Below are 24,828 nucleotides of genomic sequence, written 5' to 3'. Positions count from 1 at the left end.
TCCTCGGTTCGCTGGAGGGAAGATGTACTCAGGCACCGATGGCGCGAAGCGCCGCGGGCGGTGTCACGCTGACATTGACGCGCGCAAGCTGACGAATATCGGCAAGACCGAGCAGGTAGGACACGACCGATTCGCCGCCGCGGTTTTCGTTGGCGCGGTCGGGATGCAGTCCATCCCGGCAACTGCCGGTCTCGGGATCGACCAGGGCGATCGACAAATCATTGCGGCCGAGAAACCAGGCGAAAACGTTGCTTGCGATCGCCTTCCATTCCGCGTCGCCCTCCGCGCGCCAGGCGGTCAGGCAGGCCGCGATCGTCGCCGCTGCCTCCACCGGCTGCTGGTCGAACGCGCGCGGCGGCTGGCGCAGTTCACCAAAGCCGGCGGTGCCGACGGGACGGAAATGTCCCATCGAGGTCGTTTGTTGTGTCATCAGCCAACGCAGGGATCGCAATCCGGCAGCGAGATAGACGGGGTTTTGCGTCGCCATGCCTGTCAGCATCAAGGCTTGCGGCAGGCGCGCGTTGTCATACGCCAGGCCTTCCTCGAACCAGGTCCAGTCCGGCGTCTCGACCGACGCGAGCCCCGCCATCAACCTGTCGGCGAGAAAATGTCGGATTTCCCGGGCGCGCGCATCATCGCGAACAACAGCGCAATAGCCGTCCAGACCCAGCAGGGTGAAGGCCAATGCGCGGGGCGAACTGAAAGCCTCGACGGCCGGCAATGCCTCGGCAAACAAGGCGGCGGCCCATCGGCGTCGCGACGGGCTTGCGTCCCGGCGCGCGCACTCACCCAGCGCCCATAATGTTCGCCCATGACTGTCTTCGGAGCCGCGATCTTCGAGCCAGGTTCGATTGAAGCCCATGAAATTGCGAAAGCGTTTGGTGTCCGGATTCCACGCATGCTGCACGAAGGCGGCAAAACGGGCCGTCAAGACTTCGGACAAGCGCGTTTCGCCCGGATTGTTGAGCGCGCACGCCAGCAGCAAGGCGCGGGCATTGTCATCCACGCAATAGCCGTGGGCGCGATCGGGCACCGAATGCACCGCATGCTGGAACAGGCCGGTATCGTCGCACATGGAAAGAAAGTGATCCAATTGCATGTCCGACGCCGCAGGGCTGTGCGCGATCGCGACCGGCCCGGTACGCGCCACCACCTTGAGCCAGTCCCCATGGCGCGCATGTTCGAAAGTGGCCATGTAACATTCGGCCGTACGTTCCCATGTCATCGATCGGCTGATCGAGTAGGCGCGCTCGCGCATTGCCTGCCGACGCGGGGCATTGGTGAGCAATTGCGCAATTTCCTTGCCGATCGCGACCGCGTTGCCGAAGGGAACGATGACGCCGCGGCCGTCATCCAGCAGCTCCAGCGCGTGCCAATACGGCGTCGACACCACCGGCTTGCCCAATCCGAAGCTGTAGGCCAGCGTCCCCGACGTCATCTGCGCTTCATTGAGATAGGGCGTGACGTAGACATCGCACATCGAAATGAACTCTAGCAATGTCGCCTGGTCGACGAACTGGTCGAGGAAGACGACATGGTTCTCGACGCCAAGTTCGCGCACGCGCGTTATCAGGCTCTGGCGATAGGCTTCGCCCTGGTCGCGCACCAGGTTCGGATGCGTCGCGCCGAGCACGACATAGACTGCGTCCGCGCGGCGTTCCAGGATCAAGGGCATGGCGTCGATCATGACCTCGATGCCCTTGCTGGGGGAAAGCAGGCCGAACGTCAGAATGACGGAGCGGTCGCTGAATCCGAGTTTGGCCTTTGCCGCGTCGGGCTCGACAAACGGAAAGTCGGGAATGCCGTGCGCGATCACCTCGATCTTGTTGTCCGGTACGCGATAAACGCTGCGCAGCATCTCGCGGCCCTTGTTGGCCATCACGATGATCTTCGAAGAAGCATCGACGATGCGCTCCATGACCGCACGCTGGGCGGCGGTCGGCTTGGCCAGCACCGTGTGCAGCGTGGTGATCACAGGCATGCTGAGGCGTGAAAGCAGTTCGAGGATGTGCCCGCCGGCTTCGCCACCGAAGATTCCGAATTCATGTTGCAGGCAGACGACGTCGAACCGGCCGGCATTCAGGAAGGCGGCGGCACGCACATAGTCTTCGATGGTGTCATCCTTGATCTGCAAGGCAACCGAAGCGGGATAGTCGTAGGCTTGTCCGTGGTCGTTCATTGCGACAATGCTGACCTCCAGATCCGGCCGTGAGCTGGAAAGCGCGCGTTCCAGGTCGGTCGTGAAGGTGGCGATACCGCAGCGGCGGGGCAGCGAATTGCCGATGACGGCGATGCGGCGAAGCGGCGTCATGTTCGCGCCTCCTGAGAGCCTTCAAATTGCGGAACGGCAGGAGCAGCCGGACTGGCAGCGTTGCCCGCTGTTTCACCAAGCCTCTGCAACAGGGAATCGATCGGCCGGCTCGCCGGATACGCGATCAAGGCATTCAATCCATCGCTGCCGACCTCGATGCTGGTGCGGCCGCCGGCAACGAAGATGGCTTCCCCGATCGAGGCCGCGGCCAATCCAATGGCGGCGTGACCGCCGAGAACGAGAATCCAGGTCTCCGGTTCGGCAAGTAGCGCCCAGCTTGAACCCTCGGGCAGCTCAACGCGCTCGAGAACGAAATGCCGGCTGGCGACGAGAACCGTTCGTTCCGCGGTAAGGCGCGTAGGATTGCAGGGCGTTCGAAGCGGCCATGGGTGAGCGACCGCGACGCCGTCGTTTTCGTGCAATTCGCGCTGCCGGCCATAATCGAACAGGCGGAATGTCGCGTCACTGCGCTGCTGAATTTCTGCGAGCACAATACCGGTGCCGATGGCGTGGATGGTGCCGGCCGGGATGTAGATGACGTCGTCTTTCGCAACCGGTCGCCAGTGCAGCAGTTCGGTGATCGAACCGTCCTGGATGGCCGCACGCAATTGCTGTGGCGTTACCTGGTGCTTTAATCCAGCACCGATCTGTGAGTCGGGTTCCGCGGAGAGGATATACCACGCTTCGCTCTTGCCGTTCGGCATCCCGATCGCGCGCGCGTAGGTGTCGTCCGGATGAACCTGGATCGACAACGGTTCGCTGGTGAACAGCAGCTTGAGAAGCAAGGCCGGGACAGGCGCATCCTTGTCGGCCCGCTCGAACCAAAGTTCGCCGATCGCGTCACCAAAGCCGTCAATATTGCTCCAGGGGTGCAGATCACGGGCCCCCCAGGGCTTGTGGACGACTCGCACGGCGGCATGTTCGGTAGGCATAGGATGTCCTGACCCATGACGCGCACGTCAGGGCGACGTGCCGTTGGCCGCTATCGTCGTTAGGATTTGGCATGGCTAAGGCGTCGCGTATCCGGACTTAATGCGGATCGGACGCTGAGTGTTCCTTAGGTGGCTACTCCACCAGGCGATTACAACCTGCCGCGGCCTGTTTACGCTTCTCAACCAGCGGCGGTCGCCATTTTGCGTCCCAAGAAGCCCAGCATCGAAGCCGAAAGACGCTGCCAGTGCGTCTAACAAGGGAACCGGGTCCGTTATGGTTGGTCGGGTGTTGATGGGGCGCCAGACTTTGGTCCCCAGGAGGGACGGGGCCCGGTCCATGCCGGGAGCGAATCCCATTCGGCCCATCGCATGCGGCGCTCCTCATTTCCGACCCTGACAAAAACGAAGGCAGCGTCATCACTGCCCGTTTTTGATCCGGCGAACATGGCCGGCACGCCATACGCGTTCCTGACAGTTGCTTTGTTGGCCATTGCGATCTCCCGATGGGATTTGTTCTGCGATCTTGCGTAGACGGATCAACTCTGAAGAATGACCGCGGCGGCGATCAGCATGACGAAAAAGATCGGCAGCAGCACCGGAGCCCCAGCCACTCACGGAAGTCGAATGTTGGGGGATTTGACAACGGACCGCCTGCTCGGTTGAGGCGGGAGCGCAACGCTCTCAGTCATCGATAACTGCCAGGGGCGCGCGATGATGTTCCACATATACTCTCATTTGCCCAAATAGCGAGACGGCAACCGGCTTATTCAGCATTTGTTTGGACGATGCCTGCGGCACTGCCGGATATTCGTTAACTGCATGTGCTTACAGTTTCTGCACATGGTCACGATTTGTGTCTCATGAACGGATTGGCGGGATACGTGCAGCAGATCGAACCAATGACCCCACCGAGGCCCGACGCAGCCGCTATGCCCAATATCGGGGACAAGTGGCCACGCTGACCTTTGGCTCGGCGACCGTGAGGGGCATGGTCCGCTCGGTCAAGGAAGACAGTTCCAGTATTCCGGTCCGATGGCTGGTTACCGTCGTTTCGCCATAGCGGCGAGCAAAATTGCAATCGATCAATGATGCCGCGCCTTACGTTGGTGAGACATGAACTCACGGATTTGGGTGCCGCTATCCGACCCGTCGAACGAAGCCCCGGCTGCCCGACGGGCAAATCACTTCTGATTTACGGAATCCATGTGTCAAGTCGAAAATTTCTGTAAATCAAAAACAATTTTGTTGTCGTCCGACCCAAATCAGTGCGCATCTATCGCCATCCCGTCCCGCTCAGAGGGGCGTTGGCCATCGTCACAACGAGGGGCGGGTCGCGGTGGACGCAGATGTTGCGATTGACGGTCGCGGCTGAAGCGTACGGCGAAAGCGTGTGGTCCTGGCGCCCGTAACGGCGTCAAGCCTTAAGGGAGCCAACGCTTCCGAGGGGCGACGGTGGCAATAGAGGCCGTCTCACCGGGGAGAGCGCGTCATAAGCCGTAAAGCCACTGCGCAGGGAATGTCGGATGCTCTCCGCTGCCCTGTATGCTCGTGTGCAGCTTTGTTAGCACAATCGCACGCGAGACCGCGGGTGCAGCGCGCATCCGGCATTCCCTGCGCCCTCTGATTTCGAGGGCGAGGAAGTTTCTGGCAAAGCTCGGGCGCTAAGCGTCGCGAGAATGCTAACGCACATCTGCTCTTTGAAAACCGAATCGGAAATGCGACGACGGCCTCACTTACCCTCCCCTGGAGGGGGCGGCGGGGTGGGGTGATAGTCTCTCCACACAAACAGTGCCCGAGTTGAGAGATCACCCCACCCCGTCTCACATTTCGCTACGCTTCATGTGAGCCGACCCTCCCCCTCCAGGGGAGGGTGAAAGCTTCGCTCACCTCACAACAGCAAATCCAGCAGATGCGGGATCAGCGGTATGTCCGCGGGTGGCATCGGGTAGTCGCGCAGTTTGCCCGCGCGCACCCAGGCCAGTTGCTGGCCTTCGCGTGCGATCACCTGGCCTTCCCAGCGCCGGCAGATGTAGAGCGGCATCAACAGATGGAAGGTCTCGTAGGCGTGGCTGGCAAACGTCAGCGGCGCCAGGCATGGCTCGCTGACGTCGATGCCGATCTCCTCATGCAGTTCGCGGATCAAAGTCTGTTCGGGGCGTTCGCCGGGCTCGACCTTGCCGCCGGGAAATTCCCACAGGCCCGCGAGCGCCTTGCCTTCCGGACGCTGCGCCAGCAGCACCCGTTTGTCGGCGTCGACCAGCGCGCAGGCGACCACGAGGGTTAGTTTGATGTCGGCCATGAGGGGCTGTTTGCAAGATTTTTGGGCAGGCGTGGAAGATTTCATTAACGAGCCAACCTCATGTCGCCAAACGATTTGTTCGCGGCTCGGGAACCCAAACTTAATCTGATGTTGGCATGGTGCGTCGAGTTTCGGCCCAGAACAGGCATCCTATGCGCGCTTTCACTTCTCTGCTCAACCGCTTTCGCAGCGACACATCCGGCAATATCGCCGTGATATTTGCGATCGCGTCGCTGCCCATCATATCGGCGGTCGGATGTGCCGTCGACTATTCGCGGGCCACCCAGCTGCGCAGCAAATTGCAGGCGGCGGTCGACGCGGCCAGCGTGGGCTCCGTCGCCAAGAGCTCGCCCGGCTTCATCGCCGCGGGATCGATGACCTCGGATGGGCCGATCCCGGCCGGCGTCACCGATGCCACCAATATCTTCAACGCCAACATGAACGGCGTGGTCGGCTACACACTCACCAGCATGACGCCGGCAATGACCAAGGCCGGAAACATCATCACCTCGACGGTTCAGTTCTCCGCCACGGTTCCGATGATGTTCCTCGGCGTGATCGGCAAGACCAGTGTCACCGTGACCGGCACGTCGACCGCCACCACCAGCATGCCGCTCTATATCGATTTCTATCTGCTGATGGACAATTCGCCGTCGATGGGCGTCGGCGCGACGCCGGCCGATGTAAGCAAGATGGTCAACAATACGTCGGACAAGTGTGCGTTTGCCTGTCACGATCTCAATAACAACAATAACTACTACAAGCTGGCAAAAACCCTCGGCGTGACCACGCGGATCGACGTGCTGCGCAGCGCGACCGAGCAGCTGATGGACACCGCGGCCGCGACCCAGACCTATTCGAGCCAGTTCCGGATGGCGATCTACGATTTCGGCGCCTCTGCGGGCTCGGCCGGGCTACGAGCCCTGTTTTCGCTGTCGTCCAGCCTGTCGAGCGCCAAGAGCGCGGCCGGCAACATCGACCTGATGACCGTCAAGGGCCAGAATGAGAACAACGACCAGGACACCCAGTTCACCAGCATCATGCCCGCGATCAACAGCGCGATCAGCGCGCCCGGCGCCGGCACGTCCTCGGCGCCGCTGAAGTATCTGTTCTTCGTGTCTGATGGCGTCGCCGACGAATACAATCCGGGAGGATGCATCAAGCCGACCACCAGCAGCGGACGCTGCCAGTCGCCGCTCAACGCGGCGCTCTGCACGGCGATCAAGGCTCGCGGCATCAAGATCGCCGTGCTCTACACCACCTATCTCGCGCTGCCGACCAACGCCTGGTACAACTCTTGGATCGCGCCGTTCAATACCGGGCCCTACGGGCCGTCGCCGAACAGCCAGATCGCGCAGAACATGCAGAGCTGCGCCTCGACCGGATTGTATTTCGAGGTCAGCCCGACCCAGGGCATTGCGGAAGCGATGAACGCGCTGTTCAAGAAGGCCATCGCCGACGCTCGGATCAGCGGCTAGGACACGCTCAACTAGTTAATCCCGTCATTGCGAGCGAAGCGAAGCAATCCATGGCGCGGCATAGCGACTGTGGATTGCTTCGCTTCGCTCGCAATGACGAAACGTGCCTACGACCGGTAATCGCCGTTGATGGCGACGTATTCCTTGGTGAGGTCGCAGGTCAGCACGCGGTCGCGGCCCTTGCCGAGGCCGAGCGAGACCTTGATCTGAATCTTCGGAGCCTTCATCGCCTCGGAAACCTCCGCCTCGTTGTAGGACGGATCGCGCGCGCCGCTCTTGGCGACGCGGATGCCGTTGAACGAGATCGACAGCTTGTCGCGGTTGGCGGGCTCGCCGGCCTTGCCGACCGCCATCACCACGCGGCCCCAATTGGCGTCCTCGCCGGCGATCGCCGTCTTGACCAGCGGCGAATTCGCGATCGACATCGCGATCCTGCGCGCCGAGATGCTGGTGGTCGCGCCCTCGACGATGACCTCGACCAGTTTTCGCGCGCCTTCGCCGTCGCGGGCGACCTGCTCGGCAAGATCGGCGAGCACCGCGCGGAACGCCTTGGTGAAGGCTTTCAGCCTCGGATCGCCGGCGCGGGTGATTTTGGGCGCGCCGTCGGCGGCGGCCGTTCCGGTGGCGAACGCCAGCAGCGTGTCCGATGTCGAGGTGTCGCTGTCGATGGTCAGCGCGTTGAAGGTATCCTGGACGCCGGCCTTGAGCAGCGCTTGCAGCACGGCCGACGACAGCGGCGCGTCGGTGAACACGAAGGACAGCATGGTTGCCATGTCGGGCGCGATCATGCCGGCGCCCTTGGCCATGCCGTTGATGGTGACCTTGGCCTTGCCGAGTTTCACGGTCGCGGTCGCGACCTTCGGAAAGGTGTCGGTGGTCATGATCGCCCGGGCCGCGCTCATCCAGTCGGCAGGGGCGGCGCTTTCGGCCAGCGTGCCCAGCACGCCGTCGAATTTGGTGGCGTCAAGCGGCTCGCCGATCACGCCGGTGGAGGCGAGAAACACCTCATTTGGCTTGCATCCGACCGCCTTGGCGGCAATCGACGCCGTCAACGCCGTGGCCTGCCGCCCGGTCTTGCCGGTGAAGGCGTTGGCATTGCCGGAATTCACCACCAGCGCGCGCGCAAGCCCCTTGGAAGAGCCTGCGCCTTTGAGTTGGGCGCGGCACCATTCCACCGGGGCGCTGGGGCATTTCGATTGGGTGAAGACACCGGCCGCATTCGTTCCCTTGTCCATGATCGCGAGCAGCACGTCGGTGCGTCCCTTGTAGCGGATGCCGGCGGCAGCCGTGGCAAGCCGCACGCCCGCGATCACGGGCATGTCGGGGACTTCGGTTGGTGCGAGGGGGGAAACGGCTGATGACATGGGGGCGCCTTATCGACAGGGAGACTGGAAGCGATCTGGCCGGGTCCGCAGCGCGAGGCGCTTAAGGATTCGCGGCCATCCACGTCTTCAGCATCCGTTGATGAAGGCCCTAAGACATGGATGCCCGGCACACCTGAGTGGGCCGGGCATGATGCCTAAATACTGAAGTCGGACGGCGAAGTCGATTTTATTTCTTCGCCGGCGCCATCTTGGAGGCGTCGGGCTTGGCAGCCTCAGCCGGCTTCGCCGCCGGCGCTTCGGCCGGCTTGTCCATGCGCTCGACCTTGGCGGCCTCGCGCAGCTTGGCCACGTAATCGGCCTGCGCCTTGCGCGTCACATAGGTTTCGATCTGGAGCTTGACCTGCTCGAAGTCGGGCGCCTTGCGGTTGCGCTTTTCCTCGACCTTGATGATGTGCCAGCCGAACTGCGATTTGACGGGATCTGAAATCTTGCCGGGCTCGAGCACGAACGCCACGGCCGAGAATTCCGGCACCATCTGCTCCTTGGTGAAGAAGCCGAGGTCGCCGCCATCGGAGGCGCCGGGGTCCTTGGACTTTTTCTTGGCAAGGTCAGCGAAATCGGCGCCCTTTTTCAGCTCTTCCGCGATCGCCTTGGCCTCGTCCTCGGTCTCGACCAGGATGTGCCGGGCGTGGACTTCGGCTTCGCCGGTGATCTGCTTGGAGGCCTCCTCGTAGACCTTTTTCATGGCCTCGTCGGTGGTAGCCAGCTTGCCTTCGGTGGCCAGCAGGCTGTCCATCAAAAGACGGCTGCGCGTGAACGCCATGCGCCGCTTGAAGTCCTCGGAATTCTCGACCTTTTTGTCCTCGGCGGCCTTGGCGACGATCTTGAGGTCGATCAGGAACGCCAGCACGTTGTCCTTCTTGGTCGCCGGGTCCATCTGGGCGAGGCTGGGGCCAAGTTCCTCTTCGGCCAGCGCGACGTCGCTCTGACGGATCTCCACGCCGTTAACCTTCGCCAGAACGGGGTTGTCCTGGGCACGGGCCGGCAGGCCGGCGGCCAGAACCGCAACCAGGCAGGTCGTCAGGGCCAAGGAAACCTTCAAGGAGGCCAAGCCGAAGCGCAGGCCGGTCTTCGTTTCCGGGAACGGGGAGGTCATGCAAAATCCTTGTCTTAAAGATGGGTATGTGTGAGGCGGCGGGACACTCGCCCAATCATGGCACCTTGGCAACGCGAAAAGTCTGTCAAAATGATGAATTCCTTGACATCTTGGCGACGTTGACAAGGCTCAAGCCCAGCCATATCTCTGCCGGAACCAATCGATGGCGATAGCGCTTATTTTACTGGGCTTTTTGCCGTTGAACCTTAGCTTGCCTGAATCCCACTCACTTGGCGGATGACCCCCGGATCGGGGCGTTTGCCGCGACGCGTCACGGTGAGTTGATAGGCAATTTGGTGGATCACGTCACGGCCGCAACGCAAGACACGGCATAGCAAGACACGGCACAGACAGGAACTCGGCATGATCGGCGCGCTCGCCCGCAAGTTTTTCGGCTCCGCAAACGACCGGCGGGTGAAGGGATACCAGTCCCGCGTCAGCGCCATCAACGCGCTAGAGCCCACGCTCGCTGCGCTGTCGGACGAGGCGCTGAAGGCCCGCACCGCCGAATTCCGCGAGCAGCTCGCCAACGGCAAGACGCTCGACGACCTCCTGGTTCCGGCCTTTGCCACCGTGCGCGAGGCGGCCAAACGCACCCTCGGCCAGCGCCATTTCGACGTCCAGCTGATCGGCGGCATGGTGCTGCACGAGGGCGACATCGCCGAGATGAAGACCGGCGAAGGCAAGACGCTAGTCGCGACGCTTGCGGTCTATCTCAACGCGCTCGCGGCTAAGGGCGTCCACGTCGTCACCGTCAACGACTACCTCGCCCGCCGCGACTCCGAATGGATGGGGCAGATCTATAATTTCCTCGGCCTTTCCGTCGGCGTGATCGTCCACGGCCTCGACGATGCCGAGCGCAAGGAAGCCTATTCGCGCGACATCACCTACGGCACCAACAACGAATACGGTTTCGACTATCTGCGCGACAACATGAAGTACCGGCTGGAGGACATGGTCCAGCGCAGCCACTTCTACGCCATCGTCGACGAAGTCGACTCAATCCTGATCGACGAGGCACGTACGCCCCTGATCATCTCCGGCCCGCTCGACGACCGCTCGGAGTTCTACAACACCATCGACACCTTCCTGCCCAAGCTCGACAAGACCGATTACGACGTCGACGAGAAGCAGCGCACGGTGACGCTGACCGAAGCCGGCATGGAGAAGATCGAAACCCTGCTGCGTGATGCCGGCCAGCTCAAGGGCGAGTCGCTCTACGACGTCGAGAACGTCTCGGTGGTCCACCACATCAATCAGGCGCTGCGCGCCCATTCGCTGTTCAACCGTGACAAGGACTACATCGTCCGCGACGGCGAGGTCATCATCATCGACGAATTCACCGGCCGCATGATGCAGGGCCGGCGCTATTCCGAAGGCCTGCACCAGGCGCTGGAAGCCAAGGAGCATGTCCAGGTCCAGCCGGAAAACCAGACGCTGGCCTCGATCACCTTCCAGAACTATTTCCGGATGTACGCCAAGCTCGCCGGCATGACCGGCACCGCGCTGACCGAAGCCGACGAACTGTTCGACATCTACAAGCTCGAGGTCGTCGAAATCCCGACCAACGTGCCGGTGGCGCGCCTCGACGAGGACGACGAGGTCTATCGCACCCAGACCGAGAAATATGCCGCGATCATGGCCGAGATCGAACGCGCCAATGCGCGGCTGCAGCCGGTGCTGGTCGGCACCGCCTCGATCGAGAAGTCGGAAGTCTTGGCCGACTACCTGAAGAGCCATGGCTACAAGCAGATCGATTTCGGTTCGGAATCCGGCATGCAGAAGCTCTATGCCGCCGCGCGCGCGGGCAAGCCTGCGAAACTGTTTGCGGTGCTGAACGCGCGCTTCCACGAACAGGAAGCCTATATCGTCGCGGAAGCCGGCGTCCCCGGGGCGATCACGATCGCGACCAACATGGCCGGCCGCGGTACCGACATCAAGCTCGGCGGTTCGCTCGAGATGCGGATCCTGCAGGAGACCGCGCACATCACCGATGAGGCCGAGAAGGCCGCCAAGATCGAACTCATCAAGGCCGACATCGAGCGTTTCCGAGAGATCGTGCTGAAGGCCGTAGACGTCGTTGAAATCGAACCCGCCAAGGGTTCGAAGCCGGCCAAGACCATCACCAAGCCCGGCGGGCTCTACATCATGGGTTCGGAGCGCCATGAATCGCGGCGCATCGACAACCAGCTGCGCGGCCGCTCCGGCCGTCAGGGCGACCCTGGACGCTCGAAATTCTTCCTGTCGCTGGAAGACGACCTGATGCGGATCTTCGGGTCCGACCGGCTCGATACCATGCTGACGCGGCTCGGCCTCAAGGAGGGCGAGGCGATCATTCATCCCTGGATCAACAAGGCGCTGGAGAAGGCGCAGCAGAAGGTCGAGGCGCGCAACTTCGACATCCGCAAGAATTTGCTCAAATTCGACAACGTCCAGAACGACCAGCGCAAGGTGATCTTCGACCAGCGCGTCGACCTGATGAAGGACGACAGCGTCGCCGAGACCGTCGCCGACATGCGCCACGCCTTCGTCGAGGACGTCGTGACCAAGCACGTGCCCGAGCATGCCTATGCCGAGCAATGGGACGTCACCGGCCTCAAGGACGAATTGAAGCGCGTGCTCGACGTCGAGCTGCCGGTCGATGAATGGGCCAAGGAAGAGGGCATCGCCGACGAGGAATTGCTGGCGCGCATCGAGAAGCATGTCGACGAGCGCATGGCGGCCAAGGTCGCGCAATGGGGCCCCGACGTGATGCGCTACGTCGAAAAGACCATTCTGCTGCAGACGCTGGATCATCTCTGGCGCGAGCATCTCGTGATGCTCGACCATCTGCGCCAGGTGATCGGCCTGCGCGGCTACGGCCAGCGCGATCCGTTGCAGGAATACAAGTCGGAAGCCTTCAGCCTGTTCGAGGCGATGATCGCGCATCTGCGCGAGGCGGTGACGGCGCAGTTGATGCGCGTCGAGATCGTTCCGCCGGAAGAGCAGCAGCCGGCGTTGCCGGTGATGGAAGCGCACAAGCTCAATCCGGATACCGGCGAAGACGAGATGGCGTTCGCAGGCGCCTCGCTGGTGCCCGCGGTGGCCGCCGCGGACCGCGATCCCAAGAATCCCGCCACCTGGGGCAAGGTCGGCCGCAACGAGGATTGTCCCTGCGGAAGCGGCAAGAAGTTCAAGCACTGCCACGGTCGTCACGCTTAGGCGCAAGAAGCGCAAATGACCTCAATGGGTTAGAGGCAACGAATCGGCCCCTAGCCAATTGAAAGCATTCCATGTGGTGCTTGCCGAACTTCAGGGGCACCACGGATGGAAGGCGCTCGCTATCTTGAGGATGGCAAGCTTACGATCTTCAGGCGATCTGGGATCTACTACGCACGGCTTCGCACTGCGGCGTCGAACAGTTACATCACCCGGTCGCTGAAGACTTCTAACGAGCAGACCGCCATCGACCTGGGCCGCAGACTGCTGTTCCAAATAGAACACAGAGCCGATCAGGGTCTTCCGGCAAGATCCAAATTATTCTCGTCGGTCATCGACGACTACATCCGCTTTCGTGAGCGGGATCATGCGCACGGTAAGACCTCGGCGGGAATGCTAAGGCAGATCATTCGTGTTTCGAAGTTCTGGCAGGAATATGCTGGTGAGTTGGCCGTCGAGGCAATCGACGACAAGGTGATGCGGGAGTTTATTCCGTGGCGCCGGGATTACTACGCTAAGTTCGAGAGGCTACCGAAGAACGCCAAGCGGCATCCCGCCGACCGAACCATTCAATTCGACATGATGATCGGGAAGGCCATTGTCAGATGGGGAGCTGACCAGGGGCTCCGTGGCAATAGGCCTGCCATTACAGCAACCTTCACTCCGAAAAAGAAACGGGTGCGACCGGCATTTGAATTATCTGAGTTTAGGCTGCTTTGGCGGGTACTTTGCAGGCGCATAAACACAGCCAGGGACAAGCGGACCAAACGAAGCCGAGAGCTCTTGCGACACTACGTCCTCATTATTGCAAATTCAGGCCTTCGACCGGGGGAGATCAACGATCTGAGAGTCCGAGACGTCCACCCGTTCAAGGACGAAAAGGGCCGAAGCAACTATCGCTTTGTCGTGCGAGGAAAAACGGGCGAACGAGACGTCATAATCAGGTCCGCCACGGCCAAGCGCCTAGACAAATTATTGACAAAACGGCGAGCAGAAAATACGACGGGATATTTGCTGGCGATGCCCGATGAATCCCGGATCATTACACTGATCGATCAATTAGGTGCGGCACTCAGGGAGGCGGGTCTGCAGCGGAGTAGCTTCGGCGAAAAATACTCGATCTACAGCTTCCGGCACTTCTATGCAGTGAATGCGCTTCGGAACGGGGTCGGCGTGTTCGAGGTCGCCCGAAACATGGGAACCTCAGTGCAGATAATTCAGGAATATTATGGCAAGCAGGCCACGGCGGCTGTGTTTGCGACCCGTTTGGGCGACTAAAGAGTTCGCAGAAATGTGGCAAGGCTTTCTGTGATTTTGCTCACGCTAGCATCAGCTCAGCCCGGTAGTCGGTAAAGGAAAAGGTCCCTTGGTTGTAATTCGGCTCAAGGATTAAGAGGTTGGTCGGAAGCTGTCCGTTCACAAACCGAAGGCGGCTTACTTTGGCTTCGGCTCGCTGCAGCCGATCGGACTTGTTCGATCGCAAGGGCCAACGCAGTAAGTGCTCCTTCCTCAATAACTCCTTCGTCATATTTGCGGAGCGTTTCCCGCACGATGTTCTCAATCTCAATTTCAATCTGCATCAAATCTTCAGCTGAAGAAGTACGGATCTTTGTTGCCAACTCCAGCGCTCTATCCCTGAAAGACGAAACGTTCTCTTGCTCGCGTGGATAAAGAAAAGCACGAAGACCTGTACCAAACGACCCCAAGGCAGACAGTACGAGCACGCCGCCCCAGAAGTAGTCCCCGTATCGCTCAAGAAAGGTCCGTTCTGTTCCATCAATATACGCAGCTACGCCAGGGTGCGCAGGGATACCCGCATCCTTTTCTGTGTTGGGCTTCTCGATGGTGGCAATATCACGAATTTCCCGCAATATTGTTTGCCGATGAGCGAATAACGCCCGAGCAAAAGCCGCCGCGTTTTGCTCCGACAGACTCTTATTGGCGACGACGAGTTCGCTGACCGCGATCACATTTACAGCTTCGGGCGGCAACGTAGGGGTGGAGCCGAAAGCCGACTTTGGAATTTCCAGAGCCTCAATCGCCGGCCGCTGGAGAACAATTGCTTCGGCCGTCTCGAGGCCAAGGAAGTTTGGAGTTTCCCGTAGTTTCGAGAAACTCCGGAAGTTCTCCGCGATAGCTTTGCTCTTGATTGCCCCCATCGTTGCGAAAACATTTATACTTCTGTCGCCTACTGCGGCCTCCAAACTATTGACCGATACAATTTCAACCCTCTCGGGCGGTACCCCTTCTGAGGAAAGATTGATGTTGAGTAGGGCCAGGTCGGCGGTAGTCCCGTTCAGGAAAGCTATTTTTGAGCCCGCCAGTTTTTTCCACTCAGTAGACCGCAAAGGCTTTTGATTTGACGAATGCACGGTCCAAACAAGAAGTGCGCTTTTTCGTAATACCGCGACAGCAAAAAGATCGTCCGCTACAACGTCGCTCCGGGCGGTCGCTAGGTCTGCACCACCTACCTTTAATAGCGCTTCCGCTTTTCCTTGCTCTACTAACGTCACGGCGAGGCGCACAGGGCTACGTTCCCGAGTCAAAACTCGCGATATTGTTTCGACGGTCCTTGCGTCGTCTCCGCCCGATGCCACTACTATTCGCAGAGTCGTAGGTCGAAAAGTGACAAGAAGGATGCCACTGGCGATCGACGCAACGAATAAGCCGGCGGCCAAAGCGTACAGAACCTTGCGTCGATACTCGCTTCTTCGGCGTCTCTTACGCGAGGCTGCCTTCATGAAGACTTGCCCTTTGGTGAATCCGTGTTGCTAGGCATGCAAGATCGCACGTCAGCGCCTCTAAAGCATCGACCAAGCTGAGATTGTCGTAACCATTCAGCGAGTTTGCCACTTCAGTTTTAGCAATTCCCACTTTTTCTCTATCCACGCCAGGCAACTAACGAGAGGCTTCTGCAAGAAGGGGATATCCTGAGCAATCAACAGGAGGCCAAGGGGCAGCATCCAGATACCCAACACAGGTAAGAAGCTAAAGACGCCCCCGAGAATGAAGAGTAAAGCCACCGCTAGCCGAGCGGCGAATGAGGACGGTTTGCGCAACCAGCGAATGAACTGAGAGACCCTGGCCGGCACTCGCCGATGGATCATCTCGAAATATCTATTCATCTCTTTAAGAGAGGCGGTCATTTATCTCGTTCAAAGTACGCAAGGAAGTATCGGAGATAACCGTAGCGGTTATGAAAGTTCCTCCGGGTGCCCCAGATCGCAGAACTTCGCATCCCGTTACCGAGTGACGCGGGCCATCACAACACTCGAAGAAGGCCGCCAAACCCAATTGCGGTCTGATCAGCGTAACTACCAGCTAGCCGGGCATTTCCCGGGCGAACAGATGTGCTTGCCTCGCGTTTGGCCCGCTCGAGCGAACGGTCCTTTGGAACGGTGGCGTAGGCCGGTGGAACTTTGCCTACTTTGCCATGTTTCTTGTACTCGCCGCTGCACCTCGTTCGCTTTAGGAGTCATCATGACCTCAGCTGAGCATCCCGATAACCCGACTGGTTTGGACGGCAAGGAAACGACAGAAAACACTGAACCGAAAGCGATGGAATCTACTTCGAGTTTAGACGAGCCCAGTTTGACTACGTCAGTACCTCCCGCAAAGGCGAAGACAAAAGGGGTAGCTGATATCGTGTTTATGGTTGATATCAGCGGCAGTATGGCTCCTTGCATTGATGCGCTGCGAACAAACATCGAAGCTTTCATCGATTCTTTGAGCAAAGGCGAGGCGAATAACGCTCCACCCATCCGAGACTGGCGAGGGAAGGTAGTGGGTTATCGTGATGTTGAGGCGGCTGAATCGGAAGGAATTCAATGGATCGTGGACGCACCTTTTGTGCGAGATACAAGCCAACTGAAGGCGCAATTAGCTGCTTTGAAAGCAGAGGGAGGGGGCGACGAGCCTGAATCGCTTCTTGATGCGCTGTACAAGGCTGCTTCGATGGAAGCCACTCCAAAAGGTTCGCAGACTGAAGATCCGAACAAGTGGCGGTATCGAAGCGATGCGGCACGTGTAATTATCGTCTTCACGGACGCATCATTCAAGGAGACCATGAGCATCCAGGAGGCAAAGGGCGGCTCCTTGCAAGATGTCGCAAACGTCATAATGGCCAATCGGATCATTCTGAGTTTGTTCGCTCCCAATTTTGAAGGGTACGACCGCCTTAGTCAGATCGATAAGTCGGAATGGGAGGTGGTGGAGTACGAGGGATTAAGTCCGCAGGAGGCCTTGAAAAAATTCACATCCGATCCCGTAAGTTTTCGAACGACCTTGAAACAGCTTGCAGCAAGCGTGTCTCGATCAGCGGAGACCGTGGCCCTCTGAGGAGAGAGCTACCCTGTTATGGCAAAAAAGCTGAAAGTCGGCGACGTTATCCGCGATTACCGCATCACGAAGGTCTTCGGACCTGGGATGATGGCGATTTCGTACGGCGCTGTTTCACCTTCCGGGGAGTTAGTCTTCTTCAAGCAGTACAAATCTCCCGCGCCGACCGTCGTTTGGTATAATTCGTTTGTTGCCTATCAGCGCGAGCTCTCATCACGTGTGAAGAAGGGCAAGGCGGCTCGCTTCGCAGTTGCCCAGTTGGATGCCTTCGAGGAAACCTGGGGCGGTCCTTGCTATTTTCAGGCTTTTGAGTTCGTGAAGAATGGAGACGATCTCCAAAAAATATTCGATGCCGAAGCCGATGAACACCGAAGATCAAAGGTAGCTCCGACCCAAAATCCAGCAGTGTGGTCTCGGCATGTTACCTGGGCCAAAGTCTTGATGGCCGGAATTGAAGCGCTGCACCAATCTAACATTGCGCATGCTGATCTTAAGCCAGCTAATATTTACTTGATCCGTGATCCAACTATCAAAGCGGGCTATCAGCTCAAGCTTATTGACATGGATTTCTCATTACTGACCGACCATCGAGCGCCGTGGCACGGTCATCAAGGATACATCGGAAGCGATAACTACCGCTCCCCCGAGCACCTCACCCGTCGTCAAGTGCCCGATGCCCGATCGGATATTTTCACCTGCGGACTAATTCTTTCAGAACTGCTGGCGGGTAGGCATCCTTACTGGAGCGAAGATCAGGGGGAATATGCAAAAATGGTACTCGGAGATCAGGCTAAGCCTCTACCGCTAGTTGGGATCATGCCGCTGCCAGCCCAAAACTCGTCGGTAAGTTTGGCGATCCACCGCTGTCTTTCTTCTGATCCTACCCTTCGCCCCACAGCTTCCGAATTGCGTGCCGTTCTCAGCGGAAGCGATTCGAGTCGGGAACGGAGCGAGACATCAATGGATACCGTGTCCTCACCGACAGCCAGCGATCGAAGAAAACGAAGAGAGCCTATCACCGCCGATTTGTTGCAGCTCCAAAATGCCGAGGGGGGATCCCTGAAATTTGGGGTTCGAACAGAGCTAACTCGCTCTCTTATGCAACAGCTTGGTCCAGAGGCCCAATTTTGGGATGCGAAGCAATGTATCCTCGACCGCAACTCTCAAGGTCAATGGGTCCTGACTCCACTTGAAAGAACGGTCAACGAAACCTTGCTTAATGGGGCAGCGGTTACCGGACCGGTGGTGCTCCGCGAAGGCGATTCGATCGCTGTTGGTCGAGAGGCAAAGGGCGTTGTCAAAATGCTACTCGCAGTGCGAGGCGGCTGATGCCAGTGATTGGCCGCCCCGACTCGGAGGACGAACCCCAAACAGTGGCTGACCATGCATCACAATCTGACGGGGTGACAGGTCCAGTTGTCGATCGAAACCTCGAAAAATTGAATGCACCTTCAACTGCGGAGCACGCAACGGGGGACCCACCGGAATCGACGGCTATTACCCCTGATTTGCAGGACGGCGGCCATTGTGCATCCCCGTCATTCCTTCCCGTCGTTGATATTGAGGATTTAGATTGGCACGCAATAAGTCAGCTCATGATTGGTACTGGCATCCGCGGCCGGATCGCCGATACCGTTAGCAAAGTAGAGGCCTTTCTCAGCGCTTCTGAAAAAACGATGTTATTTGATACTCATCGTGCTTTTCCGGACGATAAAGTCATTAATGTAATAGAGTCGGGCCAGTCCCCACTGTGGTTTATAGGGGACCTTCATGGCGATCTGCTCGCGCTTGAATCCGCTTTATCCCTGATTCTTACGCATCCGAAATATGGGTCCCCCGATTCCCGGATTATTTTTCTCGGCGATCTATTCGACGACGAAGGTTTTGGTTTGGAGGTGCTGCTTCGTGTTTTTGAGCTTATCCTGGCCCACGCTGCAACTATTTGTGTGATTGCTGGAAATCATGATGAGGCGCTTGGACACGACGGTAACCGTTTTACGTCCACGGTATCTCCATCGGACTTCTCTGAGTTCCTTAATAACAATCTGTCCGACGATGCGATCGTTGGCGCTGGAAAGTTAGCTATACGCCTTTTTGCGAATGCGCCCCGTGCCCTCTTTTTTCCTGACGGGCTTTTAGTTGCGCATGGAGGTTTTCCTTTGGCCGACCTACATTGCATGCTCAGAGAGACCGGAGACTGGAACGCTCCATCCTGCTTATCAGACTTCGTGTGGGCCCGAGCCCACCCGACTGCCCGGAAAAAACTACCAAACCGCTTTACCCGGGGCAGTCAATTCGGTCATGAAGATTTTTCAGCGTTCTGTTCGGTCGCGGCCTCTTTGGGGCGTCCCGTGACACATATGGTGAGGGGTCACGACCATGTTGATGAGCGCTATCAGCTTTACGCCGCATACAAAGCGAACCCCGTTCTGACTACTGTGGCCTTATCCAGGCGCCTTTCTAGAGAGTTTCTGGGCTCCCATGAACGGCTTCCGACCGTAGCACTTTATACCGAGAATTCGTTACCTCAGGTGTTTCGCCTCCATATCCCACCCCATCTGATTCGAGAGTTTTACCCAGAGGTTTCCGAACCTCAAGCTTGTGACGCATCATGAGTGCCGTAGTCTTGCGATGCGACAACTGCGGTACTTCGCATTCCGTTCGCGGGGTGTGCGAGGCCTGTCATGAGGGCCAGGTTCGGTACTTCTGTAAGAACCACGATCCGGGCCGCTGGTTAGACGGCCCGAAGTGCGCACAATGTGGGGCTGAATACGGCGTAACTATAAGTCCGCCGCCAACCCGGCCTACCGTAGGGACCGTCCGAAGCGGTGGTGCTAGAAGAAGCGCCAGGACTAGCGATGCTCCATCTCGAAGCCCGGCAACTCCGAAAAGACGGGGGCCTTGGGGCTCAAGACCCACTCATTCCGATGAAATCCTTGTAAGTGATGAATTGGTAGCGCGGGCAAGGGCCCTAGATAGGTTGCGTCGTATACTTGGTGGGGCCGTAACCGGCCCCCGAGTGCCGGATTCATCTGATTACACTTATAGCCCCACCACCCCGAGAATAGCAGGTGGCTGCTTTAGGGTCATTTTGCTTTTCATGTTCTTCTTTTTCTTGCTCTCATTGCTTGGTTCAAATTTTGGAGCGCTGCTGCTTGGCTATTGAAACCCGGCCGAAGCGTTGACAGCGGTGCGCTTGTTCAATTGCCGGGCCTGCGGTCCTTGTACAGGATGACCGCCTACCCGAAGGGTTTGTGCCATCGGGCCCGATTTGGAACCTCTTCGTTTACTGGAACGTTTCAGGAAATATATCTATGGGAGAACGCCTATGAACAGACACTTATCATTCCTTGGGACAGTAACCCTCCTGCTGGCAATCTCGATTGCCAATGCATCTGCGAAAGACAAGCCGAGCCAGACATTCCTCAAGAAGGCAATCGAGGGCAATTTCGCAGAAGTCAGCATGGGAGACCTTGCACAAAAGAATGGTCAAAGCGATGACGTCAAGTCGTATGGAAAAATGCTTTCCGCAGACCACGCCGCCGCCAATCAGAAGGCTTTGGATGCTGCCAAGGGCCTGGGGGTGAATCCACCAACCGGACCAAATGCGAAGCAAAAGGCCGACTATGATAAGATGGCAAAAATGTCCGGTTCGGCTTTTGACAAAATGTTCGCCACTCACATGGTTGCCGACCACCAGAAAGATATCGCCGAATACATGAAGGCGTCCAAGCTTAAGGATCCAGCCGGTGAATATGCTTCGGGCCAGATCGATACGTTGCGGAAACATTTTGACACCGCAAAATCCTTGAAGCCCGGTAAGTAATTCTGCCAGGTCCTTATGTCATCAAGGAACGGGCACCACCCGCTCGTAAAGTTGTTTTGCTTGGGCGGGAGCTGATACTCAACCCAGCAAAGGTTGATTGAAAACCAATTCGAGGCAGGTGCCTTGCAGGTCAACGAGAAGCAGCTCGCAGCCGCCCTTCAGTGACGTTCGTCATTACCGACGTTGACGAACGCATTAAGCAGCTCGAATGAGCGGGCATTGCGCCAAATCGGTCATGGGGCGAACGGGTGAGCGTAACGATCACAACGAATTCCCGATGGCTACCGAGGGGTCGGCGCCCGAGGGCGATAAGCACCGAGCCTTAACGGGAAACTATTGCCGAGCGCGACAAATCTCTGCTGAACTTTGGAACTAAATTGGCGAAATTGCCGGCTCGGATCGGCTCGGACAGTCAAGCGGGCCGCTGCCTAGCTACAGGTACAGGGTTATGTCAGTCGATTGGTTCAAACAGTTGGCGGCTTACAACAAGTGGGCCAACGCACGTCTTTACGCCGCAGTGCTCGATCTATCAGAAACATCTTACCGGCTTCACATCGGCGTATTCTTCGGTAGCCTTCACGGCACACTCAATCATCTGTTGCTCATGGACCGCCTCTGGTTGAAGCGGTTAACAGGTGAAGGGGATCAACCAAACCGCCTGGATGACATCGTGTATGAAGACCGCATGGAATTGACCCGTGCACGTATTGCAGAGGATGAACGGCTCATAACACTAATCGAAAAATACGACGAAGCGGCGCTGAGAGGTTTGCACAGCTATAAAACGACCTCAGGAATGCCCCAGTCGCAGGTTCTCGGAGATATCTTGATGCATCTGTTCAATCATCAGACGCATCACCGTGGACAGGCACATGCATGCCTATCAATTCTAACGGGAGCAGAACCGCCTTCCCTTGATCTTCTTGTTTTTCAGCGGGGTGGCACAGCACCGGGCCTTCAAAAACTTACTTTGACCTGACCATTTAGCGAGCTGAGTAGCCGACAGACGAATGGCCAAGCTAGGGCTCTCTCTCTTTTTTCTCCTGCAACCAGCAGCCTCGGTCGTCACATTTGGCGTGTGAACGTCGGGTCCGTGCGGTGGTCATCGAATTGATGCACCGCAATACGCCTGCGCTATCACGCCGCCTCTAAATTCCCGCAAGATAGTGTATGCTCGTCCTTCGGTAAGGTGCCAATGACGTTCACCATTCACGCATCGAAAAACGAACAGAGCGTCGTCACTGTTCGCATCGGCCCAGATGCTACAGTCGATAAAGCTCGCCTGTTGGAGCGATTTGGTTGGCAAGTTTATAGCCGGGCAACAGTTCGACGTGTCTGAATTCGAAGATCAGAGACTGCGTTTCGGAGATCACTTTCCGACGTAGCCAGTAGGGTAGAGAATTTCAGCTAAGCTTATTGGGTCTTCATCCTGAAGGAGCGTTGATAGCGCTATCTCGACGACAATGATGATCAACCTCACCACAGCGAAAAGCGCCAAGCTCAGGCAAATTCTAGACGTAAAATTAGAATCGGTAGGGAGGCAGGCATGGCGTCCATCACAGATGTTGCTAACCGTTTCTTTGCAGCATGCGAAACTGGAAAGGGGTGGGAAGCCTGCAAGGCTTACTGCGCTCCGAATGCGACCTTCGCCGCACAAGCCGAACCGCTTGTAGGCATCAAATCACTCGCGGAATACACGGATTGGATGAAAGGACTAATGACGATTATGCCGGACGGCAGTTATGAGGTGAAATCCTTTGCCACTGATACCGAGCGAAACAACGTCGCTGCATACGGTGTCTTTTCGGGGACTCACACCGGTCCCGGTGGTCCGTGCGAACCGACGGGCAAAAAGACGACCTCGGATTACGTCTATGTGATGCAGTTCACCGGCGACAAGATCAGCCACATGACGAAGATTTGGCATTCTGGAATGGCACTAAAGGAACTAGGCTGGGCCTGAGCGGACGGTGCCGCCCGAAGTTCTCAAGAAATGATGCCCATTTATTGAAACAGTTGCCACGCTGGGGCCTCGCGTAGTCGGTGTACAGCTTGCGTCGCTTCTATGTGGTGAACGCATGACGAAGGGGCGTTGGAATGGGGCTGCCCACGACCAAGCGGGCCTTCGAGAAATACTTTCAGCCTAATCGAGACCCTGTACGCTCAAATCACAAGCACGATTGATAGGGGGCAACTTTGGAAATCACGCACAGGTTTGTCACGACCAATGGGATCAAGATGCATGTCGCGATGGCAGGCGAAGGCCCCCTCGTGCTCCTATGTCATGGATTTCCCGAATCTTGGTATTCGTGGCGGCATCAAATCAAAGCATTGGCAAGCGCTGGCTACTGCGCTGTCGCACCTGACATGCGCGGCTATGGCCAAACCGACAAACCAGAAGCAATTGACCAATACACCATGCTTCACCTGACCGGTGACGTGGTAGGTCTTGTCGAGGGGCTTGGTTTTACGGATGCGGTCATCGTCGGACACGATTGGGGCGCACCGGTGGCTTGGCATTCAGCTCTATTTCGACCCGATAAGTTCAGAGGTGTTGTTGGTCTTAGCGTTCCATTCCGTCCACGCGGCGATGTAGCTCCCACCACCGTCATGCCCCAAACCGACGACGCCATTTTCTACCAGTTGTACTTCCAAGAACCGGGCATAGCGGAAGCTGAATTCGAACGTGATCCGAAACGTACGCTAAGCGTAGCGCTTCTCGGCTTGAGTGGAAATTCCACCCCCGGGAAGGGCGCGGTGGGAATGGTTCCAAGGAACGGCGGATGGATAGACGCAATAGCGCCGTTGGTAGGCGATCTCCCGGCTGAGATTACCGAGGACGATATTGATTTCTATGCGAACGAATACAAGCGAACCGGGTTCAGGGGTGGCTTGAACTGGTATCGAAACGCGGACCGTAACTGGTCGCTGCTCGCGCCTTGGGCAGGCGCAAAGGTGACCGTTCCAGCACTCTACGTTGTGGGCGACCGCGACCTGGTAGTTCGATTCCCGGGCGCAGATAAACTGATTCCGAACTTGCGCCAATTCGTCCCGCAACTCCGAGAAACAATTATGCTCCCCGGCTGTGGGCATTGGACCCAGCAAGAGCGACCAGAAGAGATAAACGCAGCGCTGGTCAGGTTTCTAAAAGAACTCAACTGAAAAGGCCTCTTTTTTCGCATCATGCCATGAGGAGTAGAAGGACAAACAATTGATGTCCGTAGGCTGCTGACCGGATTGCGAAGGTGTTGTTAAATGGCTGAATCGAAATCGAGTATACAAATCCCAGAACAGGTGAAAGAGATGGTCGAGAAGGCCATCGAGCAAGCGGAACAAGGTGTGTACCGCCTAATTGAAGCCGCCGACAAATTGGCTTCAGTCGTTCCCAATCCGACAACAGACTTTTCGAAGAAACTGCTCTCAATGGGAGCGCAGAATATGAATGCAGCATTTGATCATGCCCGAAATTTGCTTCGATGCAGTGACTTGCAGGAAGCTGCAAATCTTCAGGCGCAGTTCCTGAATGCGCAGTTCGAGACAGCAAGTCGCCAACTGAAAGAACTTTATGACACACCCGGTTCTGATGTTGAGACTTCAAAAAAATCGATTGAGATCAAGTAGATCCCGCTCACGAAAGCGGATGTAATCGTCGATGACGGCAGCGAATGACTTGGATTTTGCCGGCAGACCCTGATCGGCTCTCCGTTCCAGTTGGAACAGCAGTCTGCGACCCAGGACGATGGCAACCTGCTCATTAGTGGTCTTCAGCGATCGGGTGATGTACTTTGCAGACGCCGATGTGCGCAGCCGTGCGTAATAGATGCCAGATCGCCTGAAAATGGTGAGTCGGCCAAGCGCCTAGACAAATTACTGACAAAACGGCGAGCAGAAAATACGACGGGATATTTGCTGGCGATGCCCGATGAATCCCGGATCATTACACTGATCGATCAATTAGGTGCGGC

Annotated in this window: 19 protein-coding genes; 12 read left to right on the top strand and 7 right to left on the bottom strand. The window is 57.8% G+C overall.

Annotated features, from left to right (window positions below; all coding sequences use genetic code 11):
• Positions 1-28: 28 nt before the first annotated feature.
• The 3 genes from JQ575_RS24985 to JQ575_RS24975 form a co-directional block, all read right to left on the bottom strand.
• Entirely contained in the window at positions 29-2,311 is a 2,283-nt protein-coding gene (locus JQ575_RS24985; RefSeq protein ID WP_212035804.1) for a glycosyltransferase family 4 protein, read from the bottom strand.
• Entirely contained in the window at positions 2,308-3,243 is a 936-nt protein-coding gene (locus JQ575_RS24980; protein ID WP_212035803.1) for a class I mannose-6-phosphate isomerase, read from the bottom strand. Before JQ575_RS24980 ends, JQ575_RS24985 begins: the two co-directional genes overlap by 4 nt.
• Positions 3,244-5,131: 1,888 nt before the next feature.
• A complete protein-coding gene (locus JQ575_RS24975; RefSeq protein ID WP_212035802.1) occupies positions 5,132-5,542 on the bottom strand; it encodes a (deoxy)nucleoside triphosphate pyrophosphohydrolase in 411 nt (136 codons plus the stop codon).
• A 152-nt stretch (positions 5,543-5,694) separates the two neighbouring features.
• On the opposite strand from JQ575_RS24975, the gene JQ575_RS24970 reads away from it, so the two are divergent.
• Positions 5,695-7,020 carry a TadE/TadG family type IV pilus assembly protein gene (locus JQ575_RS24970; protein WP_212035801.1) on the top strand — a complete coding sequence of 442 codons (1,326 nt, stop codon included), beginning with the start codon at positions 5,695-5,697 and terminating at the stop codon, positions 7,018-7,020.
• A gap of 107 nt (positions 7,021-7,127) precedes the next feature.
• Here the strand turns inward: JQ575_RS24970 and argJ are convergent, their stop codons facing one another.
• Complete coding sequence (gene argJ / locus JQ575_RS24965; protein WP_212035800.1) at positions 7,128-8,384, bottom strand: bifunctional glutamate N-acetyltransferase/amino-acid acetyltransferase ArgJ; 1,257 nt, start codon at positions 8,382-8,384, stop codon at positions 7,128-7,130.
• Positions 8,385-8,571: 187 nt separating this feature from the next.
• Entirely contained in the window at positions 8,572-9,501 is a 930-nt protein-coding gene (locus JQ575_RS24960; protein ID WP_212035799.1) for a peptidylprolyl isomerase, read from the bottom strand.
• Positions 9,502-9,864: 363 nt separating this feature from the next.
• On the opposite strand from JQ575_RS24960, the gene secA reads away from it, so the two are divergent.
• Both secA and JQ575_RS24950 read left to right on the top strand, forming a co-directional pair.
• Positions 9,865-12,702, top strand: coding sequence for a preprotein translocase subunit SecA (gene secA / locus JQ575_RS24955; protein WP_212035798.1), 2,838 nt, complete (start codon positions 9,865-9,867; stop codon positions 12,700-12,702).
• Between the two features lie 105 nt (positions 12,703-12,807).
• Positions 12,808-13,977 (top strand): site-specific integrase, encoded by a 1,170-nt coding sequence (locus tag JQ575_RS24950; protein ID WP_212035797.1) that lies wholly within the window; start codon positions 12,808-12,810, stop codon positions 13,975-13,977.
• 104 nt (positions 13,978-14,081) lie between these two features.
• Here JQ575_RS24950 and JQ575_RS24945 read toward each other — a convergent pair whose 3' ends face one another.
• Positions 14,082-15,224, bottom strand: coding sequence for a TRAP transporter substrate-binding protein (locus JQ575_RS24945; protein WP_212035796.1), 1,143 nt, complete (start codon positions 15,222-15,224; stop codon positions 14,082-14,084).
• Between the two features lie 312 nt (positions 15,225-15,536).
• A complete protein-coding gene (locus JQ575_RS24940) occupies positions 15,537-15,845 on the bottom strand; it encodes a hypothetical protein (protein ID WP_212035795.1) in 309 nt (102 codons plus the stop codon).
• Between the two features lie 334 nt (positions 15,846-16,179).
• Here JQ575_RS24940 and JQ575_RS24935 point away from each other — a divergent pair, with 334 nt between their 5' ends.
• The 9 genes from JQ575_RS24935 to JQ575_RS24895 all read left to right on the top strand — a co-directional run.
• Complete coding sequence (locus JQ575_RS24935) at positions 16,180-17,037, top strand: VWA domain-containing protein (RefSeq protein ID WP_212035794.1); 858 nt, start codon at positions 16,180-16,182, stop codon at positions 17,035-17,037.
• A gap of 18 nt (positions 17,038-17,055) precedes the next feature.
• Positions 17,056-18,366, top strand: a complete 1,311-nt coding sequence (locus JQ575_RS24930; protein WP_212035793.1) for a protein kinase domain-containing protein — start codon at positions 17,056-17,058, stop codon at positions 18,364-18,366.
• A complete protein-coding gene (locus JQ575_RS24925; RefSeq protein WP_212035792.1) occupies positions 18,366-19,652 on the top strand; it encodes a metallophosphoesterase in 1,287 nt (428 codons plus the stop codon). The genes JQ575_RS24930 and JQ575_RS24925 overlap by 1 nt, the downstream gene beginning before the upstream one ends.
• Before the next feature lie 713 nt (positions 19,653-20,365).
• Positions 20,366-20,863 carry a DUF4142 domain-containing protein gene (locus JQ575_RS24920; RefSeq protein WP_212035791.1) on the top strand — a complete coding sequence of 166 codons (498 nt, stop codon included), beginning with the start codon at positions 20,366-20,368 and terminating at the stop codon, positions 20,861-20,863.
• Between the two features lie 448 nt (positions 20,864-21,311).
• On the top strand, positions 21,312-21,842 hold the full coding sequence (locus tag JQ575_RS24915) for a DinB family protein (RefSeq protein WP_212035790.1): 531 nt from the start codon (positions 21,312-21,314) through the stop codon (positions 21,840-21,842).
• Positions 21,843-22,409: 567 nt separating this feature from the next.
• On the top strand, positions 22,410-22,826 hold the full coding sequence (locus tag JQ575_RS24910) for an ester cyclase (RefSeq protein WP_212035789.1): 417 nt from the start codon (positions 22,410-22,412) through the stop codon (positions 22,824-22,826).
• A 233-nt stretch (positions 22,827-23,059) separates the two neighbouring features.
• Positions 23,060-24,025 carry an alpha/beta fold hydrolase gene (locus JQ575_RS24905; protein WP_249166882.1) on the top strand — a complete coding sequence of 322 codons (966 nt, stop codon included), beginning with the start codon at positions 23,060-23,062 and terminating at the stop codon, positions 24,023-24,025.
• Positions 24,026-24,118: 93 nt separating this feature from the next.
• Entirely contained in the window at positions 24,119-24,484 is a 366-nt protein-coding gene (locus JQ575_RS24900) for a phasin family protein (RefSeq protein WP_212035788.1), read from the top strand.
• A gap of 90 nt (positions 24,485-24,574) precedes the next feature.
• Positions 24,575-24,828 (top strand): hypothetical protein (locus JQ575_RS24895; RefSeq protein ID WP_212035787.1); only part of this gene is annotated, 254 nt, incomplete at its 3' end.

This window comes from Bradyrhizobium sp. JYMT SZCCT0428, assembly GCF_018131075.1.
Taxonomy (GTDB): Bacteria; Pseudomonadota; Alphaproteobacteria; order Rhizobiales; family Xanthobacteraceae; genus Bradyrhizobium.
The sequence above is the reverse complement of the archived record's forward strand: the minus strand, read 5'-3'. Positions and strand labels throughout refer to the sequence as shown.